15 protein-coding genes and 1 tRNA gene are annotated in these 16,009 nt (G+C 62.0%); 9 read left to right on the forward strand and 7 right to left on the reverse strand.

Annotated elements, in window-relative coordinates; translation table 11 throughout:
- The coding region (locus B3M58_RS03390; RefSeq protein WP_349677137.1) for an MFS transporter at positions 1–359 on the forward strand (359 nt) is incomplete at its 5' end.
- Positions 360–724: 365 nt separating this feature from the next.
- Here B3M58_RS03390 and B3M58_RS03395 read toward each other — a convergent pair.
- Positions 725–1,192 (reverse strand): Lrp/AsnC family transcriptional regulator, encoded by a 468-nt coding sequence (locus tag B3M58_RS03395; RefSeq protein WP_296217160.1) that lies wholly within the window; start codon positions 1,190–1,192, stop codon positions 725–727.
- Between the two features lie 199 nt (positions 1,193–1,391).
- Here B3M58_RS03395 and B3M58_RS03400 point away from each other — a divergent pair, with 199 nt between their 5' ends.
- Both B3M58_RS03400 and B3M58_RS03405 read left to right on the forward strand, forming a co-directional pair.
- On the forward strand, positions 1,392–4,859 hold the full coding sequence (locus tag B3M58_RS03400; RefSeq protein ID WP_296217161.1) for an indolepyruvate ferredoxin oxidoreductase family protein: 3,468 nt from the start codon (positions 1,392–1,394) through the stop codon (positions 4,857–4,859).
- Positions 4,860–5,124: 265 nt separating this feature from the next.
- The gene (locus B3M58_RS03405) at positions 5,125–6,177 is read left to right on the forward strand and encodes a Glu/Leu/Phe/Val dehydrogenase dimerization domain-containing protein (RefSeq protein ID WP_296217162.1); all 1,053 of its coding nucleotides are present in this window, start codon (positions 5,125–5,127) and stop codon (positions 6,175–6,177) included.
- Between the two features lie 169 nt (positions 6,178–6,346).
- On the opposite strand, the gene B3M58_RS03410 is transcribed toward B3M58_RS03405, so the two are convergent.
- Entirely contained in the window at positions 6,347–6,829 is a 483-nt protein-coding gene (locus B3M58_RS03410) for a GNAT family N-acetyltransferase (RefSeq protein WP_296217163.1), read from the reverse strand.
- Between the two features lie 122 nt (positions 6,830–6,951).
- Between B3M58_RS03410 and B3M58_RS03415 the strand changes: the two genes are divergently transcribed.
- A tRNA-Arg gene (locus B3M58_RS03415) sits at positions 6,952–7,026 on the forward strand.
- 57 nt (positions 7,027–7,083) lie between these two features.
- Here the strand turns inward: B3M58_RS03415 and sstT are convergent.
- Positions 7,084–8,328: a serine/threonine transporter SstT gene (gene sstT, locus B3M58_RS03420; RefSeq protein WP_296217164.1), complete on the reverse strand. Its 1,245-nt coding sequence runs from the start codon at positions 8,326–8,328 to the stop codon at positions 7,084–7,086.
- Between the two features lie 284 nt (positions 8,329–8,612).
- Here sstT and B3M58_RS03425 point away from each other — a divergent pair, with 284 nt between their 5' ends.
- Positions 8,613–9,260: a YceH family protein gene (locus tag B3M58_RS03425; protein ID WP_296217165.1), complete on the forward strand. Its 648-nt coding sequence runs from the start codon at positions 8,613–8,615 to the stop codon at positions 9,258–9,260.
- Between the two features lie 97 nt (positions 9,261–9,357).
- Here the strand turns inward: B3M58_RS03425 and B3M58_RS03430 are convergent, their stop codons facing one another.
- The gene (locus tag B3M58_RS03430) at positions 9,358–9,768 is read right to left on the reverse strand and encodes a phage infection protein (RefSeq protein WP_296217166.1); all 411 of its coding nucleotides are present in this window, start codon (positions 9,766–9,768) and stop codon (positions 9,358–9,360) included.
- A gap of 442 nt (positions 9,769–10,210) precedes the next feature.
- On the opposite strand from B3M58_RS03430, the gene B3M58_RS03435 reads away from it, so the two are divergent.
- The 4 genes from B3M58_RS03435 to B3M58_RS03450 all read left to right on the forward strand — a co-directional run bounded on the left by B3M58_RS03435 (position 10,211) and on the right by B3M58_RS03450 (position 14,194).
- Positions 10,211–11,452, forward strand: coding sequence for a glutamine synthetase family protein (locus tag B3M58_RS03435; protein ID WP_296217224.1), 1,242 nt, complete (start codon positions 10,211–10,213; stop codon positions 11,450–11,452).
- A gap of 116 nt (positions 11,453–11,568) precedes the next feature.
- The gene (locus B3M58_RS03440) at positions 11,569–12,891 is read left to right on the forward strand and encodes an MFS transporter (RefSeq protein WP_296217167.1); all 1,323 of its coding nucleotides are present in this window, start codon (positions 11,569–11,571) and stop codon (positions 12,889–12,891) included.
- Positions 12,888–13,580, forward strand: coding sequence for a TIGR04283 family arsenosugar biosynthesis glycosyltransferase (locus B3M58_RS03445; RefSeq protein ID WP_296217168.1), 693 nt, complete (start codon positions 12,888–12,890; stop codon positions 13,578–13,580). Before B3M58_RS03440 ends, B3M58_RS03445 begins: the two co-directional genes overlap by 4 nt.
- The gene (locus B3M58_RS03450) at positions 13,577–14,194 is read left to right on the forward strand and encodes a TIGR04282 family arsenosugar biosynthesis glycosyltransferase (RefSeq protein ID WP_296217169.1); all 618 of its coding nucleotides are present in this window, start codon (positions 13,577–13,579) and stop codon (positions 14,192–14,194) included. Before B3M58_RS03445 ends, B3M58_RS03450 begins: the two co-directional genes overlap by 4 nt.
- Here the strand turns inward: B3M58_RS03450 and B3M58_RS03455 are convergent.
- The 3 genes from B3M58_RS03455 to flgM all read right to left on the reverse strand — a co-directional run bounded on the left by B3M58_RS03455 (position 14,191) and on the right by flgM (position 15,882).
- Positions 14,191–14,940: a flagellar brake protein gene (locus tag B3M58_RS03455; RefSeq protein ID WP_296217170.1), complete on the reverse strand. Its 750-nt coding sequence runs from the start codon at positions 14,938–14,940 to the stop codon at positions 14,191–14,193. The genes B3M58_RS03450 and B3M58_RS03455 overlap by 4 nt on opposite strands.
- Before the next feature lie 82 nt (positions 14,941–15,022).
- Complete coding sequence (locus tag B3M58_RS03460) at positions 15,023–15,490, reverse strand: flagella synthesis protein FlgN (protein ID WP_296217171.1); 468 nt, start codon at positions 15,488–15,490, stop codon at positions 15,023–15,025.
- A 50-nt stretch (positions 15,491–15,540) separates the two neighbouring features.
- Complete coding sequence (flgM, locus tag B3M58_RS03465) at positions 15,541–15,882, reverse strand: flagellar biosynthesis anti-sigma factor FlgM (RefSeq protein ID WP_296217172.1); 342 nt, start codon at positions 15,880–15,882, stop codon at positions 15,541–15,543.
- Between the last annotated feature and the right edge of the window lie 127 nt (positions 15,883–16,009).

Here is a 16,009-nt window from a genome sequence, read left to right on the forward strand (position 1 = left end):
CGAATGGCGTGGAATCCGCAGCCTTGCCGTTCTGGCTGATGCTGGTGCTGGTGCTGCTCTACAGCATCACCGTCACCGCCGATTCGGCGTCGTTGACCGCTGGCTTGATTGCCGTCGCGCCAGCCAGCCATCGCGGTGCGGCGATGGCGCTGTACTCCTGCACTGGCTTTAGCGGTGCCTTTCTCGGCCCGCTGCTGTTTGGCATCAGCCTGGATGTATTGGGCGACAAGAGCCTGCTCGGCTGGTGGGCAGCGTTTGCCCTGATGGGCCTGCTACTGCTGCTCGGCCCGCTGGCGTTGTGGTGGGCGGGTAAAGCGCAGCCAGACAGCGCCTTACTGCAGCGTGCACAGACTATATAAGGCCAAATCTTGTCGCGGCTAAAGCCCCTCCCACGAATATGCGTTGGCCTGTGGGAGGGGCTTTAGCCGCGATGTGCGGTTTGTAGGGTAGGTTAGCCGCCTAACGCTCTTGTCAGGCGTCGCGCGAGTTAGGGCGCGGCGTAACCCACCATTGGCGCAACGCGTTCGATTGCCTGGTGGGTTACGCGCCGCGCCGCGACCGCATTTGAATTATCGAGCAGTACTCGGCGTCGCTAACCCACCCTACGGGTCATCGCCAAACACCTGTGGGAGGGGCTTTAGCCGCGATAAATCATCTGTAGCTCGGATGCAATCCGGGAAGTCGTGCCGCCAATATCCGGAGTACATCCGGGCTACAAAATTGCTTAATCCAGCGGCAACTCAGTGGTGCGTTTGACCTCGCTCATGGCGATATGCGAGTGCGCTTCCTGGACGTGTGGGCGTTGCAGCAGGTGGTCGCGCAGAAAGCGCTCGTAGTCGGCGATATCCTTGGCCACGACCTTGAGCAGGTAGTCCGAGCCGCCGGCCATGGTGTAGCACTCCAGCACCTGGGGATAACCGACCACCGCCTGCTCGAATTCCTCCAGATTTCCGCGCCCGTGCGCCGACAGTTTGATGTCGACAAACACGGTGATGCTAAAGCCCAGTTGCTTGTGGCTGAGCAGGGCTACCTTGCGCTCGATAATGCCGTCTTCCTGCATGCGGTGAATCCGCCGCCAGCAGGGCGATTGTGACAACTCCACCTTCTCGGCGATCTCGGCGGCGGAGAGGTCGGCGTTGTGTTGCAGCAGGCGGAGAATCTTGCGGTCGATGGGGCTGAGCAAGTCTTGCATGATTTCTCCTGGATTCTTGTTCTTGTTGGAAAGGTCATGCGCAGTATTGGCTTTTCATCCCAAAAATAGAAAGAAAATCTCCGTACCGCTCGGTCATATTCTTGGCCATGCGCCTGGTGTGGTGATCCCGCACTAGGCTTAACAAGGTTGGCACTCACCGTTGCCGCCCAGCTCGCCAAAATAATAAAAGGAGCGCCCCATGTCTCTGGCCGAGATCCGCCTGGATGACAAGTACCGCCTTGCTACCGGTCACCTCTACCTGACCGGCACCCAGGCGCTGACCCGCCTGCCCATGCTGCAGAAGCAACGCGACGCAGCTCATGGCCTGAACACCGCGTGCTTTATTTCCGGCTACCGCGGCTCGCCGCTGGGCAACCTCGACAAGAGCCTGTGGGACGCCAAGCAGTACCTCAAAGACAACCACATCCACTTCCAGCCCGGCGTCAATGAAGAGTTGGCCGCCACCTCGGTGTGGGGCAGCCAGCAGACCAGCCTGTTCCCCGGCGCGCGCTACGACGGTGTGTTTGCCATGTGGTACGGCAAGGGCCCGGGTGTGGACCGTTGCGGTGATGTGTTCAAGCACGGCAACTCGGCCGGGGTTTCCGAGCATGGCGGCGTGTTGCTGCTGGCCGGCGACGACCATGGCTGCAAGTCCTCCAGCATCGCCAACCAGAGCGAGCATGCGTTTATCGCTGCCTCGATCCCGGTGCTCAACCCGGCCAACGTCCAGGAAATTCTCGACTACGGCATCATCGGCTGGGAGCTGTCGCGCTACAGCGGTTGCTGGGTGGCGCTGAAAACCATCGCCGAGAACGTCGACTCTTCCGCCGTGGTGGATGTCGATCCGCTGCGCATGCAGGTGAAGATTCCCGAGGACTTCCAGCTGCCGCAAGACGGTGTGTATATCCGCTGGCCGGACCCGCCCCTGGCCCAGGAAGCGCGCCTTAACACATACAAGATCTACGCCGCCCGCGCCTTTGCGCTGGCCAACAACCTCAACCAGATCAAGCTCGATTCGCCCAACCCGCGCCTGGGCATTATCACCACCGGCAAGTCTTACCTCGACGTGCGCCAGGCACTCGATGACCTCGGCCTGGATGAAGCGCTGTGCGCCCAGGTCGGCCTGCGCGTGCTCAAGGTTGGCATGAGCTGGCCGCTGGAACCGGTCTCGGTGCATGAATTTGCCGAAGGCCTGGACGAGATTTTGGTGGTCGAGGAGAAACGCAGCATTATTGAAGACCAGCTCACCGGTCAGCTCTACAACTGGCCAGTGGGCAAGCGCCCGGTGGTGGTTGGCGAGTTTGACGAAGCCGGCCATTCGCTGTTGCCGAACCTCTCCGAACTGACTCCGGCGATGATCGCCCGCGCCATCGCCAAGCGCCTCGCGCCGATCTACAGCAGTCCGCAGATCGAAGAGCGCCTGGCCTTTCTGGCAGCCAAGGAAGCCTCCCTGGCCGCGCCCAAGCACACCACCGTGCGCACCCCGCATTTCTGCTCGGGTTGCCCGCACAACACCTCGACCAAACTGCCGGAAGGCAGCCGCGCCCAGGGCGGTATCGGTTGCCACTACATGACCCAGTGGATGGACCGTAACACCGACACCTTTACCCAGATGGGTGGCGAGGGTGCGACCTGGATCGGTCAGGCGCCGTTTACCGACACCCCGCATATCTTCCAGAACCTCGGTGACGGTACCTACTTCCATTCCGGTCAGCTGGCCCTGCGTGCCGCCGTGGCTGCCGGAGTGAATATCACCTACAAGATTCTCTACAACGATGCGGTGGCCATGACCGGCGGCCAGCCCATCGACGGCGAGCTGCGCGTCGATCAACTGAGCCAGCAGGTGTACGCCGAAGGGGTGAAGCGCATCGCTCTGGTCACCGATGAGCCGGAGAAATACCCGGCCCGCGCCACCTTCGCGCCCATCGTCACCTTCCACCATCGCCGCGATCTGGACGCCGTGCAGCGCGAGCTGCGCGAGTTCCAGGGCTGCTCGGTGATCATCTATGACCAGACCTGCGCCACCGAGAAACGCCGTCGGCGCAAGCGCGGCAAGCTGGTCGATCCGCAGAAGCGCGCCTTTATCAACCCGGCGGTGTGCGAAGGCTGTGGCGATTGCAGCGTCAAGTCCAACTGCCTGTCGGTACTGCCGCTGGAAACTGAACTGGGGCGCAAGCGCGAGATCGACCAGAACTCCTGCAACAAGGATTTCAGCTGCGTTGAAGGCTTCTGCCCAAGCTTTGTCACCGTGCACGGCGGCAGCCTGCGCAAACCGGAAGCCGTGGGTTTGAGTGCGCTGTTTATTGCCCTGCCGGAACCACGCCAGCCGACCCTGGAACGGCCGTGGAATATCCTGCTGCCGGGTGTCGGTGGCAGCGGCGTGACCACCGTCGGCGCGTTGCTCGGCATGGCCGCGCATATCGAAGGCAAGGGCTGCAGCGTGCTCGATCAGGCTGGCCTGGCGCAGAAATTCGGCCCGGTGATTACCCATATCCGCGTCGCGGCCAAGCAGGACGACATCTTTGCCGTGCGCATCGCCGCCGGGGAAACCGATCTGCTACTCGGTTGCGATCTGGTGGTGGCTGCCAGCGAAGAGGCCCTGGCCAAGCTGAATGACAAGATCGCCCATGCGGTGGTCAACAGCCATGAAGCGGCCACCGCCGAATTCACCCGCAACCCCGATGCCCAAGTGCCAGGCGCGGCTATGCGCGAGGCGCTGATCGAGGCGGTGGGCGCGAGCAAAACCCACTTTGTCGATGCCAGCCGCCTGGCCACCCGCCTGCTTGGCGACAGCATCGCTACCAACCTGTTTATGCTCGGTTTCGCTTACCAGAAGGGCCTGGTGCCGGTATCCGCCGAGGCGATCAACAAGGCCATCGAGCTTAACGGCGTGGCGGTGCAGCTCAATCAGCAGGCCTTCCTCTGGGGCCGTCGCACCGCCCATGATGCGGTTGCCGTGGAACGTCTGGCCAAGCCTGAGCTGATCGAGGCAACCCATTGCCAGACTCTGGAAGAGATCGTTGCCGACCGCGTGGTGCGCCTGACCGCCTACCAGAACGCCACCTACGCCGAGCGCTATCGCGAGCAGGTGGCGCGGGTGCAGCAGGTCGACAAGAGCGCTGACCAAGCCCTGAGCAAGGCCGTAGCGCGCTACTACTTCAAGCTCTTGGCCTACAAGGACGAGTACGAAGTGGCGCGGCTGTACAGCGACGGCAGCTTTATCCGTCAGCTGGAGGCGCAGTTCAGCGGCGATTACCGCCTGGAATTCCACCTGGCACCCAGCTGGCTGAGCAAGCCGGATGCCAGTACCGGCGAGCCGCGCAAGCGTCAGTTCGGCGCCTGGATGCTCAAGGCTTTCGGCGTACTGGCCAAGTTCAAGTTTCTGCGTGGCACCCCGCTGGACCTGTTCGGCTACAGCGCCGAACGCAAGCTGGAGCTGGAGTTGATCGACGACTACGAGCAGAACCTGGAATACCTGCTCAAGGAGCTCAACGCCGACAACTACCGCACGGCGCTGGCCTTGGCCGAGCTGCCGGAGCAGATCCGCGGCTATGGCCACGTCAAGGAGCGCAGCCTGGCCAAGGTGCGCGAGCAGAGTGTGCAACTGCGCGAGCGGATGACAGCCAGCGAAATCCAGGCGGTGCAGTTGTTCGAACCGGCCGCTTGAGAGCCTGCCCACGATCTGCTGCGCGTCGGCGATACGGCGTTAAAAACAGCCTCGGAATGCTCATTTACAGCTCCGTAAACTCGCGTGCGAGCCCAGTCCGTTTCCTCGGCGTTTTGACCAGCCGGAGGCTGTTACTAACGTAGTGCCTTGTCTCGCTCTAGCTCGCGAGATCGTGAACAGGCTCTCCCACCTGACATTTATAACCTTCACCCTCTTCCTTAACCGGGAGAGGGCGACCTCTTACAACAAAAAAACGAGGCACCCTATGTCCGTGTTTTCCCATATCGATTTCGACCACCACGAACAGGTGGTCTACGGCCACGACAAGGCCAGCGGCCTGAAGGCGATTATCGCCATTCACAACAGCAACCTCGGCCCGGCCCTCGGCGGTTGTCGCATGTGGCCCTACGCCAATGACGATGAAGCGCTGCGCGATGTGCTGCGCCTGTCGCGCGGCATGACCTACAAATCGGCCCTGGCCAACCTGCCGCTGGGCGGCGGCAAGGCAGTGATCATCGGCAACCCGCACACCGGCAAGAGCGCGGCGCTGTTCCAGGCCATGGGTGATTTTGTCGACAGCCTCGGCGGGCGCTATATCACTGCCGCCGACTCCGGCACCGGCGTGGCGGAAATGCAGATCATGGCCGAGCGCACGCGCCACGTTTCCGGCGCTGAGCTGCGCGAGGCCTTCGCCGGCGGCACGCGTAATGGCGATCCGTCACCGTCCACCGCTTACGGGGTGTTTATCGGCATCCAGACCGCAGTCAAACACCGCCTGGGCCGTGATGATCTGCACGGTTTGAAAGTCGCGATCCAGGGGGTAGGGCAGGTGGGCTTCGACCTGGCGCGCCAGCTGAAAGCCGCTGGGGCCGAGCTGTGGGTCACCGATATCGTCGAGGCCAATGTGCGGCGTGCGGTCGAGCAGCTGGGCGCAACCGCTGTGCCGCAACAGGTGATTTTCGGCCTGGATGTCGATGTATTCGCGCCATGCGCCATGGGCGGCATTATCAACCAGCAAACCTTGGAAGCCCTGCGCGCGCCGATTATCGCCGGGGCCGCCAACAATCAGCTGGCCGATGCCAGCCTGGCGGAAACCCTGCGCCGCAACGAATGCCTGTACGCGCCGGATTACGCGATCAATGCCGGCGGCATTATCGATGTCTGCTACGAACGCACCGGCGGCAGCGCCGCACAGCTCAAGGCGCATATCGAAGGCATCGGCGCGACCCTGGAACAGATCTTCCAGCGTGCCGATGCAGGCGGCAGAACAACCGTGGAGATTGCCGATCAATTAGCCGAGGAGCGATTCGGCCGTTAGTCGCTGTTAACAACAGCTAAACGTAACCCGCACTACTGGCACGTTTTACAAAACCTGTAGGAGCGGGGGGGGACGCCTAGTTATTGCCCGCGATGTTTTTCCGGTGACCTCGGTTCGCGGGCAAGGAACTAGGCGTCCCCCCGCTCCTACAAAGGCCTTTGACAGCTTCTTAGTCCAGCGTCAGCGCCAAACTAATCCCATGCGGCTTAAAGCCCAGGTTGGCATAAAAGGCATGGGCGGCCTCACGGCTCTGGCTGCTGGACAGCGCCACCTTGTAACACCCCCAGGCGCGGGCGCGTTCGATGGCTTTGGCCATCAGCGCCTGGCCAATCCCCAGGCCGCGCGCCTCACCATCCACCACCACATCTTCCAGAATCGCCGAGCGGGCAAAATTGTGCGCCAGGTGCTCAATCAGATTGATCGTGCAGGTGCCGAGCAACTTGCCGTCGCGCTCGGCCACCAGCACCACGCGGTTGAGTGGCAGTTCGCTCAGGCGCAGGGCCAGCAGGGTTGGGTCGGCGCGCGGTTCGTCGCTGCCCAATTGCTGGAGCAGCGCCGCCAGGGCCGGGGCGTCGGTATTGCAGGCGGCCCGCACGCTGTAATGGGCGAAAGGCGAGTCGGGCAGGTGCTGCTGGGCGGCGGGCTGGGGCATGATGGTCTCCTTGGCGAACTGCTGAAAGTATGGCTGCGCTCTGATGGCAGTGGCATGACAAATGCGCTCATGCTCGTTAACATGCCGCCCGGCTGCCGACGATCGTCAGCCTGCTTGACCGAGTCTCCTTAGTTCAATGGATAGAATAAGCCCCTCCTAAGGGCTAGATGCTGGTTCGACTCCAGCAGGGGACGCCAAACAAAAAAGGCTTACGCACTGCGTAAGCCTTTTTGCATTTCAGGGCTGCCGCTGGTTCAGCGTGCCTGCTCCGATAGCGGTGCGTTGGCCCGTTCTTCAGCCAGGCAGGCTGCGGCGGTGAACAGCACGTCAGTGGAGGAGTTCAGCGCGGTTTCCGCCGAGTCCTGGAGGATGCCGATGATGAAGCCGACCGCTACCACTTGCATGGCCACTTCGTTGGGAATGCCGAACAGGCTGCATGCCAGGGGGATCAGCAGCAGCGAACCGCCTGCTACGCCGGAAGCGCCGCAGGCGCTGATCGAGGCCAGGATGCTCAGCAGGATCGCTGTGGGAATGTCCACGGCGATGCCCAGGGTGTGCACCGCGGCCAGGGTCAGCACGCTGATGGTGATCGCCGCGCCTGCCATGTTGATGGTCGCGCCCAGCGGGATCGACACCGAGTAGGTTTCCTCGTGCAGGTTCAGGCGCTGGCAGAGTTGCAGGTTGACCGGGATGTTGGCGGCCGAGCTGCGGGTGAAGAAGGCGGTCAGGCCGCTCTCGCGCAGGCAGGTGAACACCAGCGGATAAGGGTTGCGCCGGATCTTCCAGGCCACGATGGCCGGGTTGACCACCAGGGCAACGAACAGCATGCAGCCGATCAGTACCAGCAGCAGGTGCAGGTAGTCGAGCAGGGCGCCCATGCCCGACTCGGCCAGCGTTGCGGCGACCAGACCGAAAATCCCCAGCGGTGCCAGGCGGATCACCAGCTTGACGATCGAGGTCACGCCGGCGGAGAGGTCGGCGAGCATCTGCTTGCTGCTTGGCGTGGCATGGCGGAAAGCGAAACCCAGGCCGATGGCCCACGCCAGGATGCCAATGAAATTGCCGTTGAGCAGGGCGTTGATCGGGTTGTCGACCACATTCAGCAGCAGGGTTTTCAGCACTTCGCCGATCCCGCCCGGTGGCGTCAGTTCGGCACTATTACTCGCCAGGGTCAGGCTCGACGGGAAGCTGAAGCTGGCAATCACGGCAATCACGGCGGCGCTGAAAGTACCCAGCAGGTAGAGCAACAGGATCGGGCGGATATGGGTTTGCTGGCCGCGCTGGTGATTGGCGATCGAGGCCGCTACCAGGACGAATACCAACACCGGCGCCACGGCTTTCAGCGCGGAAACGAAAACCGCGCCGAGGAAGCTGACACTCAACGCCGCTTGCGGGAAGAACAAGGCCAGGGTAATCCCGGCGATCAAGCCGATGAGAATCTGTACAACCAGGCTGGTGCGGTTGAGCAGCTGTAGCAAAGGGTGTTGAGCATCGGTCATGGCATGCGTCTCAGATAGTCGGCGTGTGGTCTGTCCGGCATGGCCGGCAACGGCGGGTATCGGCACCAAGCGCTGTGCGCTGGGTGCGCTGGGATTGGGCGGCGTCAAGCGAGTGGCTGGAAGGCTCGGCAGGGCGAGCAGGAAAAAACAGCGCGCGACTCTAGCACAGAGCGGCGCATGCCGGCCCGTTCTGCCCCGAGCAACCGCTAAATGGCACCTGAGCATGTCCAGCGGCGGTCAGTCAGGCTAGGCTAGCGGCACGCTTGAGCCAAAGAGAGGCTGTTATGTCCAACGAGACCGCTACCCCGTCCGGCACCACACCGCTGACTGCCGCCGAAGCCCGTATCTTGGGCTGTTTGATCGAAAAGCAGGCGACCACGCCGGAAGTCTATCCGCTGACCCTGAATGCCCTGGTGCTGGCCTGCAATCAGAAAACCAGCCGCGAGCCATTGATGAACCTCAGTGCCGGACAAGTGGGGCAGGGGCTGCGCAGCCTGGAAGGCCATGGTTTGGCGCGGTTGGTAATGGGCAGTCGAGCCGACCGCTGGGAGCACCGCACGGACAAGACTTTAGAGTTGGTGACGGCTCAGGTGGTGCTGATCGGCTTGCTGTTGTTGCGCGGCCCGCAGACGGTTAACGAGCTGCTCACGCGCAGCAACCGCATGCATGATTTCGAGGATGCCGAGCAGTTGCAGCACCATCTCGAACGGCTGATCACGCGCGGGCTGGTCTGCCAGCTACCGCGCCAAGCAGGACAACGTGAAGACCGTTATATGCACTTGCTGGGTGATCCGGATGACTTACAAGCGGCGCTGGACGCGCGCCTGACCCAGGCCGAGCGTCCTTCCGGCAGCGCGCACTATGAAAGTCGCCTGGAGGCCTTGGAAGCCCGTGTGGCCGAGTTGGAAGCGCGGTTGGCCAGCCTGGAATGATGTGACGATCCACTGGTGTAGAAATGCTAAAGGCGCCGGATAAGGCGCCTTTAGCATTTCTGGGCTGTGCAGGGCTGGCGTGGCCAGCGGGTCAGGTTTAGCCGATGCGGCGGGGGCCAGTGCGGTCGGCGCCATCTTCAGCCAGGCGCAGGCGCTCGTTGAGGCGGTCGGCGCCACCTTCGGCGACGCGGTTAGGGCCGCCAGTGCGGTCGGCGCCGTCTTCGGCCAGGCGTAGGCGCTCGTTGAGGCGATCTGCACCACCTTCGGCAACGCGGTTAGGGCCGCCAGTGCGGTCGGCGCCGTCTTCGGCCAGGCGCAGGCGTTCGTTGAGGCGGTCGGCACCACCTTCGGCGACGCGGTTGGCGCCGGTGCGGTCGCTACCGTCTGCGGCAATCGTGCTGCGTGCCTGGGTGTCGTATTGCAAGGGCTGCGCTACGGTTTGCGGCAGGGCAAAAGCGCTAGCGGACAAGCTGGCCAGGATCAGGCTGGTGAGTATTTGCTTTTTCATCTTGAGGCTCCTCGTGAGGGCGGTAAGTGAGTACGGGGGCCATATTACTCAAGATAATTTGATGAAAAAGTCTGGAGGAGGCATGGTAATAATCGATGCTATCGATATTGGTTTTTATTCATTAATAATCAAGTGCTTAATAGATTTATAGGGTAGTAAATGGCTGGGGTAGAAGGCGTGATGTCTACTTTATTAATATCTAATTATTAGATTGAATTGCGGCTCAAGCGTCTGTTGGTAGGCGCAGTTGGGTGCTCTGCTTGAAATTTTGAACGGGCGGTGCGTATTTTGTACGTCTCGCCGTTTTGCTACGGCTTTGCGCACATAAGGACACCAGCAAATGACCACCGCTAGCCGCATTGCACTGGAAGAACGACTGCGCGGCGTTGATGAAATCGAATGCGTGACTCCGGATCTCAACGGCGTGCCACGAGGCAAGGTGATGACGGCTGAGGGCTTCCTCGAGGGGCGGCGCTTGCAGTTGGCTCGCGGGGTGTTGTTGCAGTGCATCATGGGCGGCTATCCGCCGGCGCGTTTCTACGGCAGCGATGACGGCGACCTGGCGCTGAATGCCGAGCCGACGCAGGTTCACCGCTTGCCTTGGAGCAGCAGCCCGCGTGCTTTGGCGATTTGCGATGCGGATGAGCTGGATGGCCGCAGTTGCGGTCTGTCCACCCGCGGTTTGCTCAAACAGGTGGTGGCGAAGTATGCCGCGCATGGCTGGCAGCCGGTGGTGGCGACCGAGTTGGAGTTTTTCGTGTTTGCGCCGAATGCCGATCCACAGCAGCCGTTTCTACCGCCCGTGGGCGTGGATGGACGACGAGAGGGCGGTGGCGCGGCGTTCAGTATCAGCTCGAACAATGGCTTGCGGCCCTTCTTCAGCGAGGTCTATCAGTGCATGGCGGCGCTGGGCTTGCCGCGTGACACCTTTATGCATGAGATGGGCGTCAGTCAGTTCGAGATCAACCTGCTGCATGGCGATCCGCTTGTGCTGGCCGATCAGACCTTCCTGTTCAAACACCTGCTCAAGGAGGTGGCGCTCAAGCATGGATTGACTGTGGTGTGCATGGCCAAGCCCCTGGCGCATACCCCCGGCAGTTCCATGCACATCCATCAGAGCGTGGTCGAGCAGGGCAGTGGTGCGAATATCTTCAGCGCCGCGGACGGCCAGGCGACGCCGGCGTTCTACCACTTCATCGGCGGCCAGCAGGCGGCACTGGCCGATTTCACCTTGCTGTTCGCCCCGCACGTGAACTCCTATCAACGCCTATGCCATCCCTTTGCCTCGCCGAACAATGCCTGCTGGTCGGAAGACAACCGCGCCGCCGGCCTGCGTATTCCGGCCAGTTCGGCGGAGGCGCGACGGGTGGAAAATCGTCTGCCAGGCGCTGATGCCAACCCTTATTTGGCCGTGGCGGCCAGCCTGGCGGCGGGTTTGTACGGGATCGAGCAGCAGTTGCAACCGAGTGCGCCGATGCAGGGGGAATTCGTGGTGCCGGAGGAATTGACGCTGCCCTGTACCCTGCATGCGGCTATCGGGCGTCTGAAACGTAGCCCGTTGGCGGTGGAACTGTTCGGCAGGGAGTTCATCGAAGGCTACATTGCGAGCAAGACCATGGAGCTGAGCAGTTTCTTCGATGAAATCACCCCCTGGGAGCGCCGTACTCTCGCCACTCAGGTGTGACTGGCGGCTGCCGAGCGATGGCGTGCGTTGCGCGCTACGCTGTGTCCCTGCATCTATAAGGGTGGAGAGCTTCCCTAAGCGCTTCAGCCGTTAATCAAGGAGTCATTCGTAGCCTCATGCGCCGAATTTGGAAGTCATTTAGTTCGCTGTATTTCGCCACGTTGTTGATGTTGCTCGGCTCCGGTTTGCTGAGCACCTACCTGGCCTTGCGCCTGGCGGACACGGTGGATGGTCTGTGGGTGGGCGCGTTGATGGCGGCCAACTACTTCGGCCTGGTGCTGGGCGGTAAGCTGGGCCATCGGCTGATTGCCCGGGTCGGCCATATCCGTGCTTATGTCGCCTGCGCCGGGGTGGTGACCGCGGCGGTGCTCGGCCACGGCCTGACCGACTGGCTGCCGGGTTGGCTGCTGCTGCGCATGGTGGTCGGCCTGGGCATGATGTGCCAATACATGGTGATCGAGAGCTGGCTCAACGAGCAGGCGGAAACCAGCCAGCGTGGCCAGGTGTTCGCCGGTTACATGGGCGCTTCTTACCTGGGACTGATCCTCGGCCAACTGGTGTTGGTGGTGCATCCGACACTGGGGCTGGAGTTGTTGATGCTGGTCGCCCTGTGTTTCGCCCTGTGCCTGGTGCCAGTGGCGCTGACCCGCCGGCTGCACCCGGCAGCCTTGCATCCGGCCCCACTGGAGCTGCGCTTCTTTATTTCACGGGTGCCGATGTCGTTGACCACGATTGCCGTGGCGGGGCTGCTGATCGGGGCGTTCTACGGCCTGGCGCCGCTGTACGCCACGCGCATGGGGCTGCCCACCGAACAGGTCGGTTTGTTCATGGGCAGCTGCATCCTGGCTGGTCTGGTGGTGCAGTGGCCGCTCGGCTGGTTGTCGGATCGCTACGACCGGGCCAAGCTGATTCGCGGTGCGGCGGCATTGCTGGGGCTGGCGGCATTGCCCTTGGCGCTGATGCCTGAAGCGTCTTTGTGGGTGTTGATTGGCGTCGGTTTCGTCGTCAGCCTGTTGCTGTTCAGTCTCTATCCGCTGGCGGTGGCGTTTGCCAATGACCATGTCGAAGGCGAGCGGCGTGTATCGCTGACGGCCATGTTGCTGGTCACCTTCGGTGTAGGCGCGAGTATCGGTCCGCTGTTGGCGGGAGTGCTGATGCGTTTCTACGGCGCCAACATGCTCTATGCATTCTTCTGCGTCTGCGCGTTGATCCCGGTCTGGCGCGTGCGTTCGGAGAAAGTCACTCACCTGCACCAGGTCGACGATGCGCCGCTGCACCACATTCCAATGCCCGACAACATGACCAGCTCGCCGCTGGTTGCCGCCCTCGATCCGCGCGTGGATGAGCACGTCGTGCAGGAGCAGATGCAGGACGGCAATCCGCCGCCGCTACCCGACGATGATCCCATCAGCTCTGCTGAGCCGGCACTGCGGCCGTGATCCCACTGCTCAGCGTGATCATTCCGGCGCGTGACGAGGCGCATGCCTTGCCGCTGTTGCTGGCGGATTTGGCGCACCTGCGCGAGGCCGGCGCAGAGTTGATTGTGGTCGATGGCGGTAGCCGCGACGCTACCCGCGAATTGGCCGCGCCCCTGGTCGATCGGTTGATCCAGGTCGAAGCTGGCCGCGCCCGGCAAATGAATGCCGGGGCCGCGCTCGCCCGTGGCGATTACCTGTGGTTCGTGCATGCCGACACGCGAATTGGCGCTGGGTCGATCCAGCGCTTGCAGGACGTATTGGTCGAGCGGCCGGTCTGGGGACGCTTCGATGTACGGCTCTCGGGGCGCAGCCTGAGCTTGCGTCTGATCGGCATGATGATCAGTGTGCGCTCGCGCCTGAGCGGTGTGGCGTCGGGCGACCAGGGCATCTTTGTCGCCCGTGAAACATTCGAGGCGTTGGGGGGCTATGCGGATATGCCGCTGATGGAGGATCTTCAGCTCAGCCGTCGGTTGAAGGCGCTGGCCCGCCCGTATTGCCTGCGCCCGCCGCTGTCGACTTCCAGCCGGCGCTGGGAGCGGCATGGCGTTTGGCGTACCGTATTACTCATGTGGCGTTTGCGGCTGGCCTACTATTGTGGCGCCAGCCCGGATCAGTTGGCGCGACAGTATCACCGAGGGCCGCCGCTATGAGTCTGTCGATTTCGTTGCATCTGCTGGCTCGCTCACCTGTACCTGGGCGAGTGAAAACCCGCTTGATCCCGGCGTTAGGAGCCGAAGGCGCGTGCGATTTGCAGCGGCTGTTGCTGGAGCGCGCCCTGCAACTTCCGGCGGCAGGCTTCAGTCAGCGCTTTCTGTGGTTGGACGATGGGCCAGACGTCAGTTTGCAGGCGCTTGCCGATGCGCTGGATTGGACGCTGGTGGAGCAGCCGGCGGGCGACCTGGGCGAGCGTATGCGGCGCATCGCGGCATTGGGTTTGGCGGAAAGCGATGCCGTGGTGTTGATCGGTAATGACTGTCCAGCCTTGGACGGCGAGTACTTGAGCGGCGCCTGTGCGGCGCTGCATGGTCAGCCGGTGGTGTTGGGGCCGGCCGAGGATGGCGGGTATGTGTTGCTCGGGCTGCGCCGTGTCGACCCGCTGTTGTTCAGCGCCATGCCCTGGGGCACCGATCGGGTCTTGGCCATGACCTGCGAGCGCCTGCAGCAGCTGGAGTGGACTCATCAGCTGCTGCCGGTGCTGTGGGATGTCGACCGCCCGGAAGACCTGCCGCGTCTGGCGACGCTGGGGATTCGGGTTGAGGTCTAGAACAGGCCGTCGCTGTCGAAGCGCCGTGCTTCGCGTTGCAGTTGGTAGACGAAGCGCTCGACCTGCCGTTGCACCAGGCCGCTCATGCGGTAGAAGCGTGCGCCGGCAAAGGTGATATCGAGTTTTTCTTCGTACTGCACATGGCGCAATTCGAGCGGTGTGGTCATCGCGCCGAAAGGCAGTTGCGCAGTGAAGCGCTCGTAGACTTGTCCCGCTTGCAGGCTGTTGGTGACGTTGCCCGGTAGGCGCAATTTGCAGCCCGTGGCGGAAATATCCAGCAACTGGCCCTGAAGGGGGCTGCGCAGCTTGTCGCCGGCAAGTTCGATCTTGATCAGCTCGGCTTGTTTGAGCGGCGCTCTGAACGCATTGCGGCGCTGGTGGTAATGCACTTCCTGGGGCATCGGGCTGAAGTAACAGCGTGCCCCTTGGTGTTCGCCGATCTGTGTCGTTTGCTGGCATTCCCAGGCAACGCGCACCCCATCATGAAAGGCTTCGATGCGAAATGGCTCGCCATTTTGCAGAAAGCGTTCGCCATCGCTGGGGATCATCTCATCGAAAATCAGGCGGTTATTGTTGCGGTCGATTTCGATCAGATAGCTCTGAAAGCGCTGGTTGCGTTCATGGAAAGTGATGATCAGCGGATCGTGGTTCTGTTGCAGTTGGCGTAGGTTGGCAACGATTTCCACAGGTGCCTTGAGCACCTTGGGCGGTTGCGGACCATCTTCCTCGTTAAAGGGATTGGACACGGTCCAGAGCTCTCCGGGCAAATACTGCGGCACTAGCATACTGGCATTGTGCCGGTATGTCCCTTGTGCCTTGTTATAGGGTTCAGGCCTGGCTGAGCGGGCGCTGCTGGGCGATTCTAGCCGCACTGCCGCGGCTGTCATAGAGGCTTGGTGTTTCGCCACCGCGAAGAATGCCGAGCATGCTATTGGTCGAGGCTTGACCGGAGCGGATTAGCCGTCCGTTACGCAGGTTGGCCGCTTGGCAGCTTTCGAGCAGGGCGTTCAACGCATCGCCACTGGCGAGCAATTCGGCGCCTTGGCTGGAGCGTTCGGCCAGGGTCTGCAGGCCGCTGCGGTCGGCAGTGAGTTGCATATCGAGCAACAGCTGGCTGCGGGTTTTGCCGTGCTGGTCGAGGAGGGCCAGAAGCGGCTGTTTGTCTGCCAGGATAGTTTGCAAGCGCGTTAGGTCGCGGTCGCTGAGGGCTTGGAATTCGCTATCGATCAGCTCAAGCAACTGCTTGGCGGTGCCGATATCGTCGTTGAACAGTTCAAGCAGGGAAGTGGTGTGCATCGCGGGCTCTTGGGGGTTAGGCGTCCAACACCCCCAGCGCAGCCCTGAGACTAGCGCTGGGATTCGAAATCGAGCAGTTTGCTGGCAACGCGTTGGCTATCGACCTGGTAGCTGCCGTCGGCAATCGCTTGCTTGAGCTGGGCGACACGTTCTTTATCGACGGTCGGCAAGTCACGCAGCTTGTCACTGAGTTTTTGCAGTTGTTGCGCTTCACGGCTGAACTGAACCGATTCACCGCTTTTGCTGGTGGCTGCTTGTTCGCTTGCCGCCGCTGTGGCGCTGGGCTGCTTGCTGCCGATGGCTTCATTGGGCGCACCGGACTGGGCACTGCCGGTACGCCCCGAGTTGGCTGGCGTGGCGGCATTATTAAGCCGGTTGAAGTCGATGACCATGATGCAAAACCTCGAACAGTGTTTGGACGCTTGCCTGGTTGTCGGCCATGTTTGAAAAAACTTTAGGGCAATAAATGAGGCGTCAGGAACAGTCTAAACACAGTGTAGAAAATCGTCAGCTAAATGC

The organism is Pseudomonas sp. UBA2684 (genome assembly GCA_002354655.1).
Classification (GTDB): Bacteria; Pseudomonadota; Gammaproteobacteria; order Pseudomonadales; family Pseudomonadaceae; genus Aquipseudomonas.

Bases quoted from the DNA above. Each gene is read 5' to 3' on its own strand.
- B3M58_RS03395 (WP_296217160.1), bottom strand. From the start codon at position 1,192: ATGCAAGACTTGCTCAGCCCCATCGACCGCAAGATTCTCCGCCTGCTG.
- B3M58_RS03400 (WP_296217161.1), top strand. From the start codon at position 1,392: ATGTCTCTGGCCGAGATCCGCCTGGATGACAAGTACCGCCTTGCTACC.
- B3M58_RS03405 (WP_296217162.1), top strand. From the start codon at position 5,125: ATGTCCGTGTTTTCCCATATCGATTTCGACCACCACGAACAGGTGGTC.
- B3M58_RS03410 (WP_296217163.1), bottom strand. From the start codon at position 6,829: ATGCCCCAGCCCGCCGCCCAGCAGCACCTGCCCGACTCGCCTTTCGCC.
- sstT (WP_296217164.1), bottom strand. From the start codon at position 8,328: ATGACCGATGCTCAACACCCTTTGCTACAGCTGCTCAACCGCACCAGC.
- B3M58_RS03425 (WP_296217165.1), top strand. From the start codon at position 8,613: ATGTCCAACGAGACCGCTACCCCGTCCGGCACCACACCGCTGACTGCC.
- B3M58_RS03430 (WP_296217166.1), bottom strand. From the start codon at position 9,768: ATGAAAAAGCAAATACTCACCAGCCTGATCCTGGCCAGCTTGTCCGCT.
- B3M58_RS03435 (WP_296217224.1), top strand. From the start codon at position 10,211: ATGACGGCTGAGGGCTTCCTCGAGGGGCGGCGCTTGCAGTTGGCTCGC.
- B3M58_RS03440 (WP_296217167.1), top strand. From the start codon at position 11,569: ATGCGCCGAATTTGGAAGTCATTTAGTTCGCTGTATTTCGCCACGTTG.
- B3M58_RS03450 (WP_296217169.1), top strand. From the start codon at position 13,577: ATGAGTCTGTCGATTTCGTTGCATCTGCTGGCTCGCTCACCTGTACCT.
- B3M58_RS03460 (WP_296217171.1), bottom strand. From the start codon at position 15,490: ATGCACACCACTTCCCTGCTTGAACTGTTCAACGACGATATCGGCACC.
- flgM (WP_296217172.1), bottom strand. From the start codon at position 15,882: ATGGTCATCGACTTCAACCGGCTTAATAATGCCGCCACGCCAGCCAAC.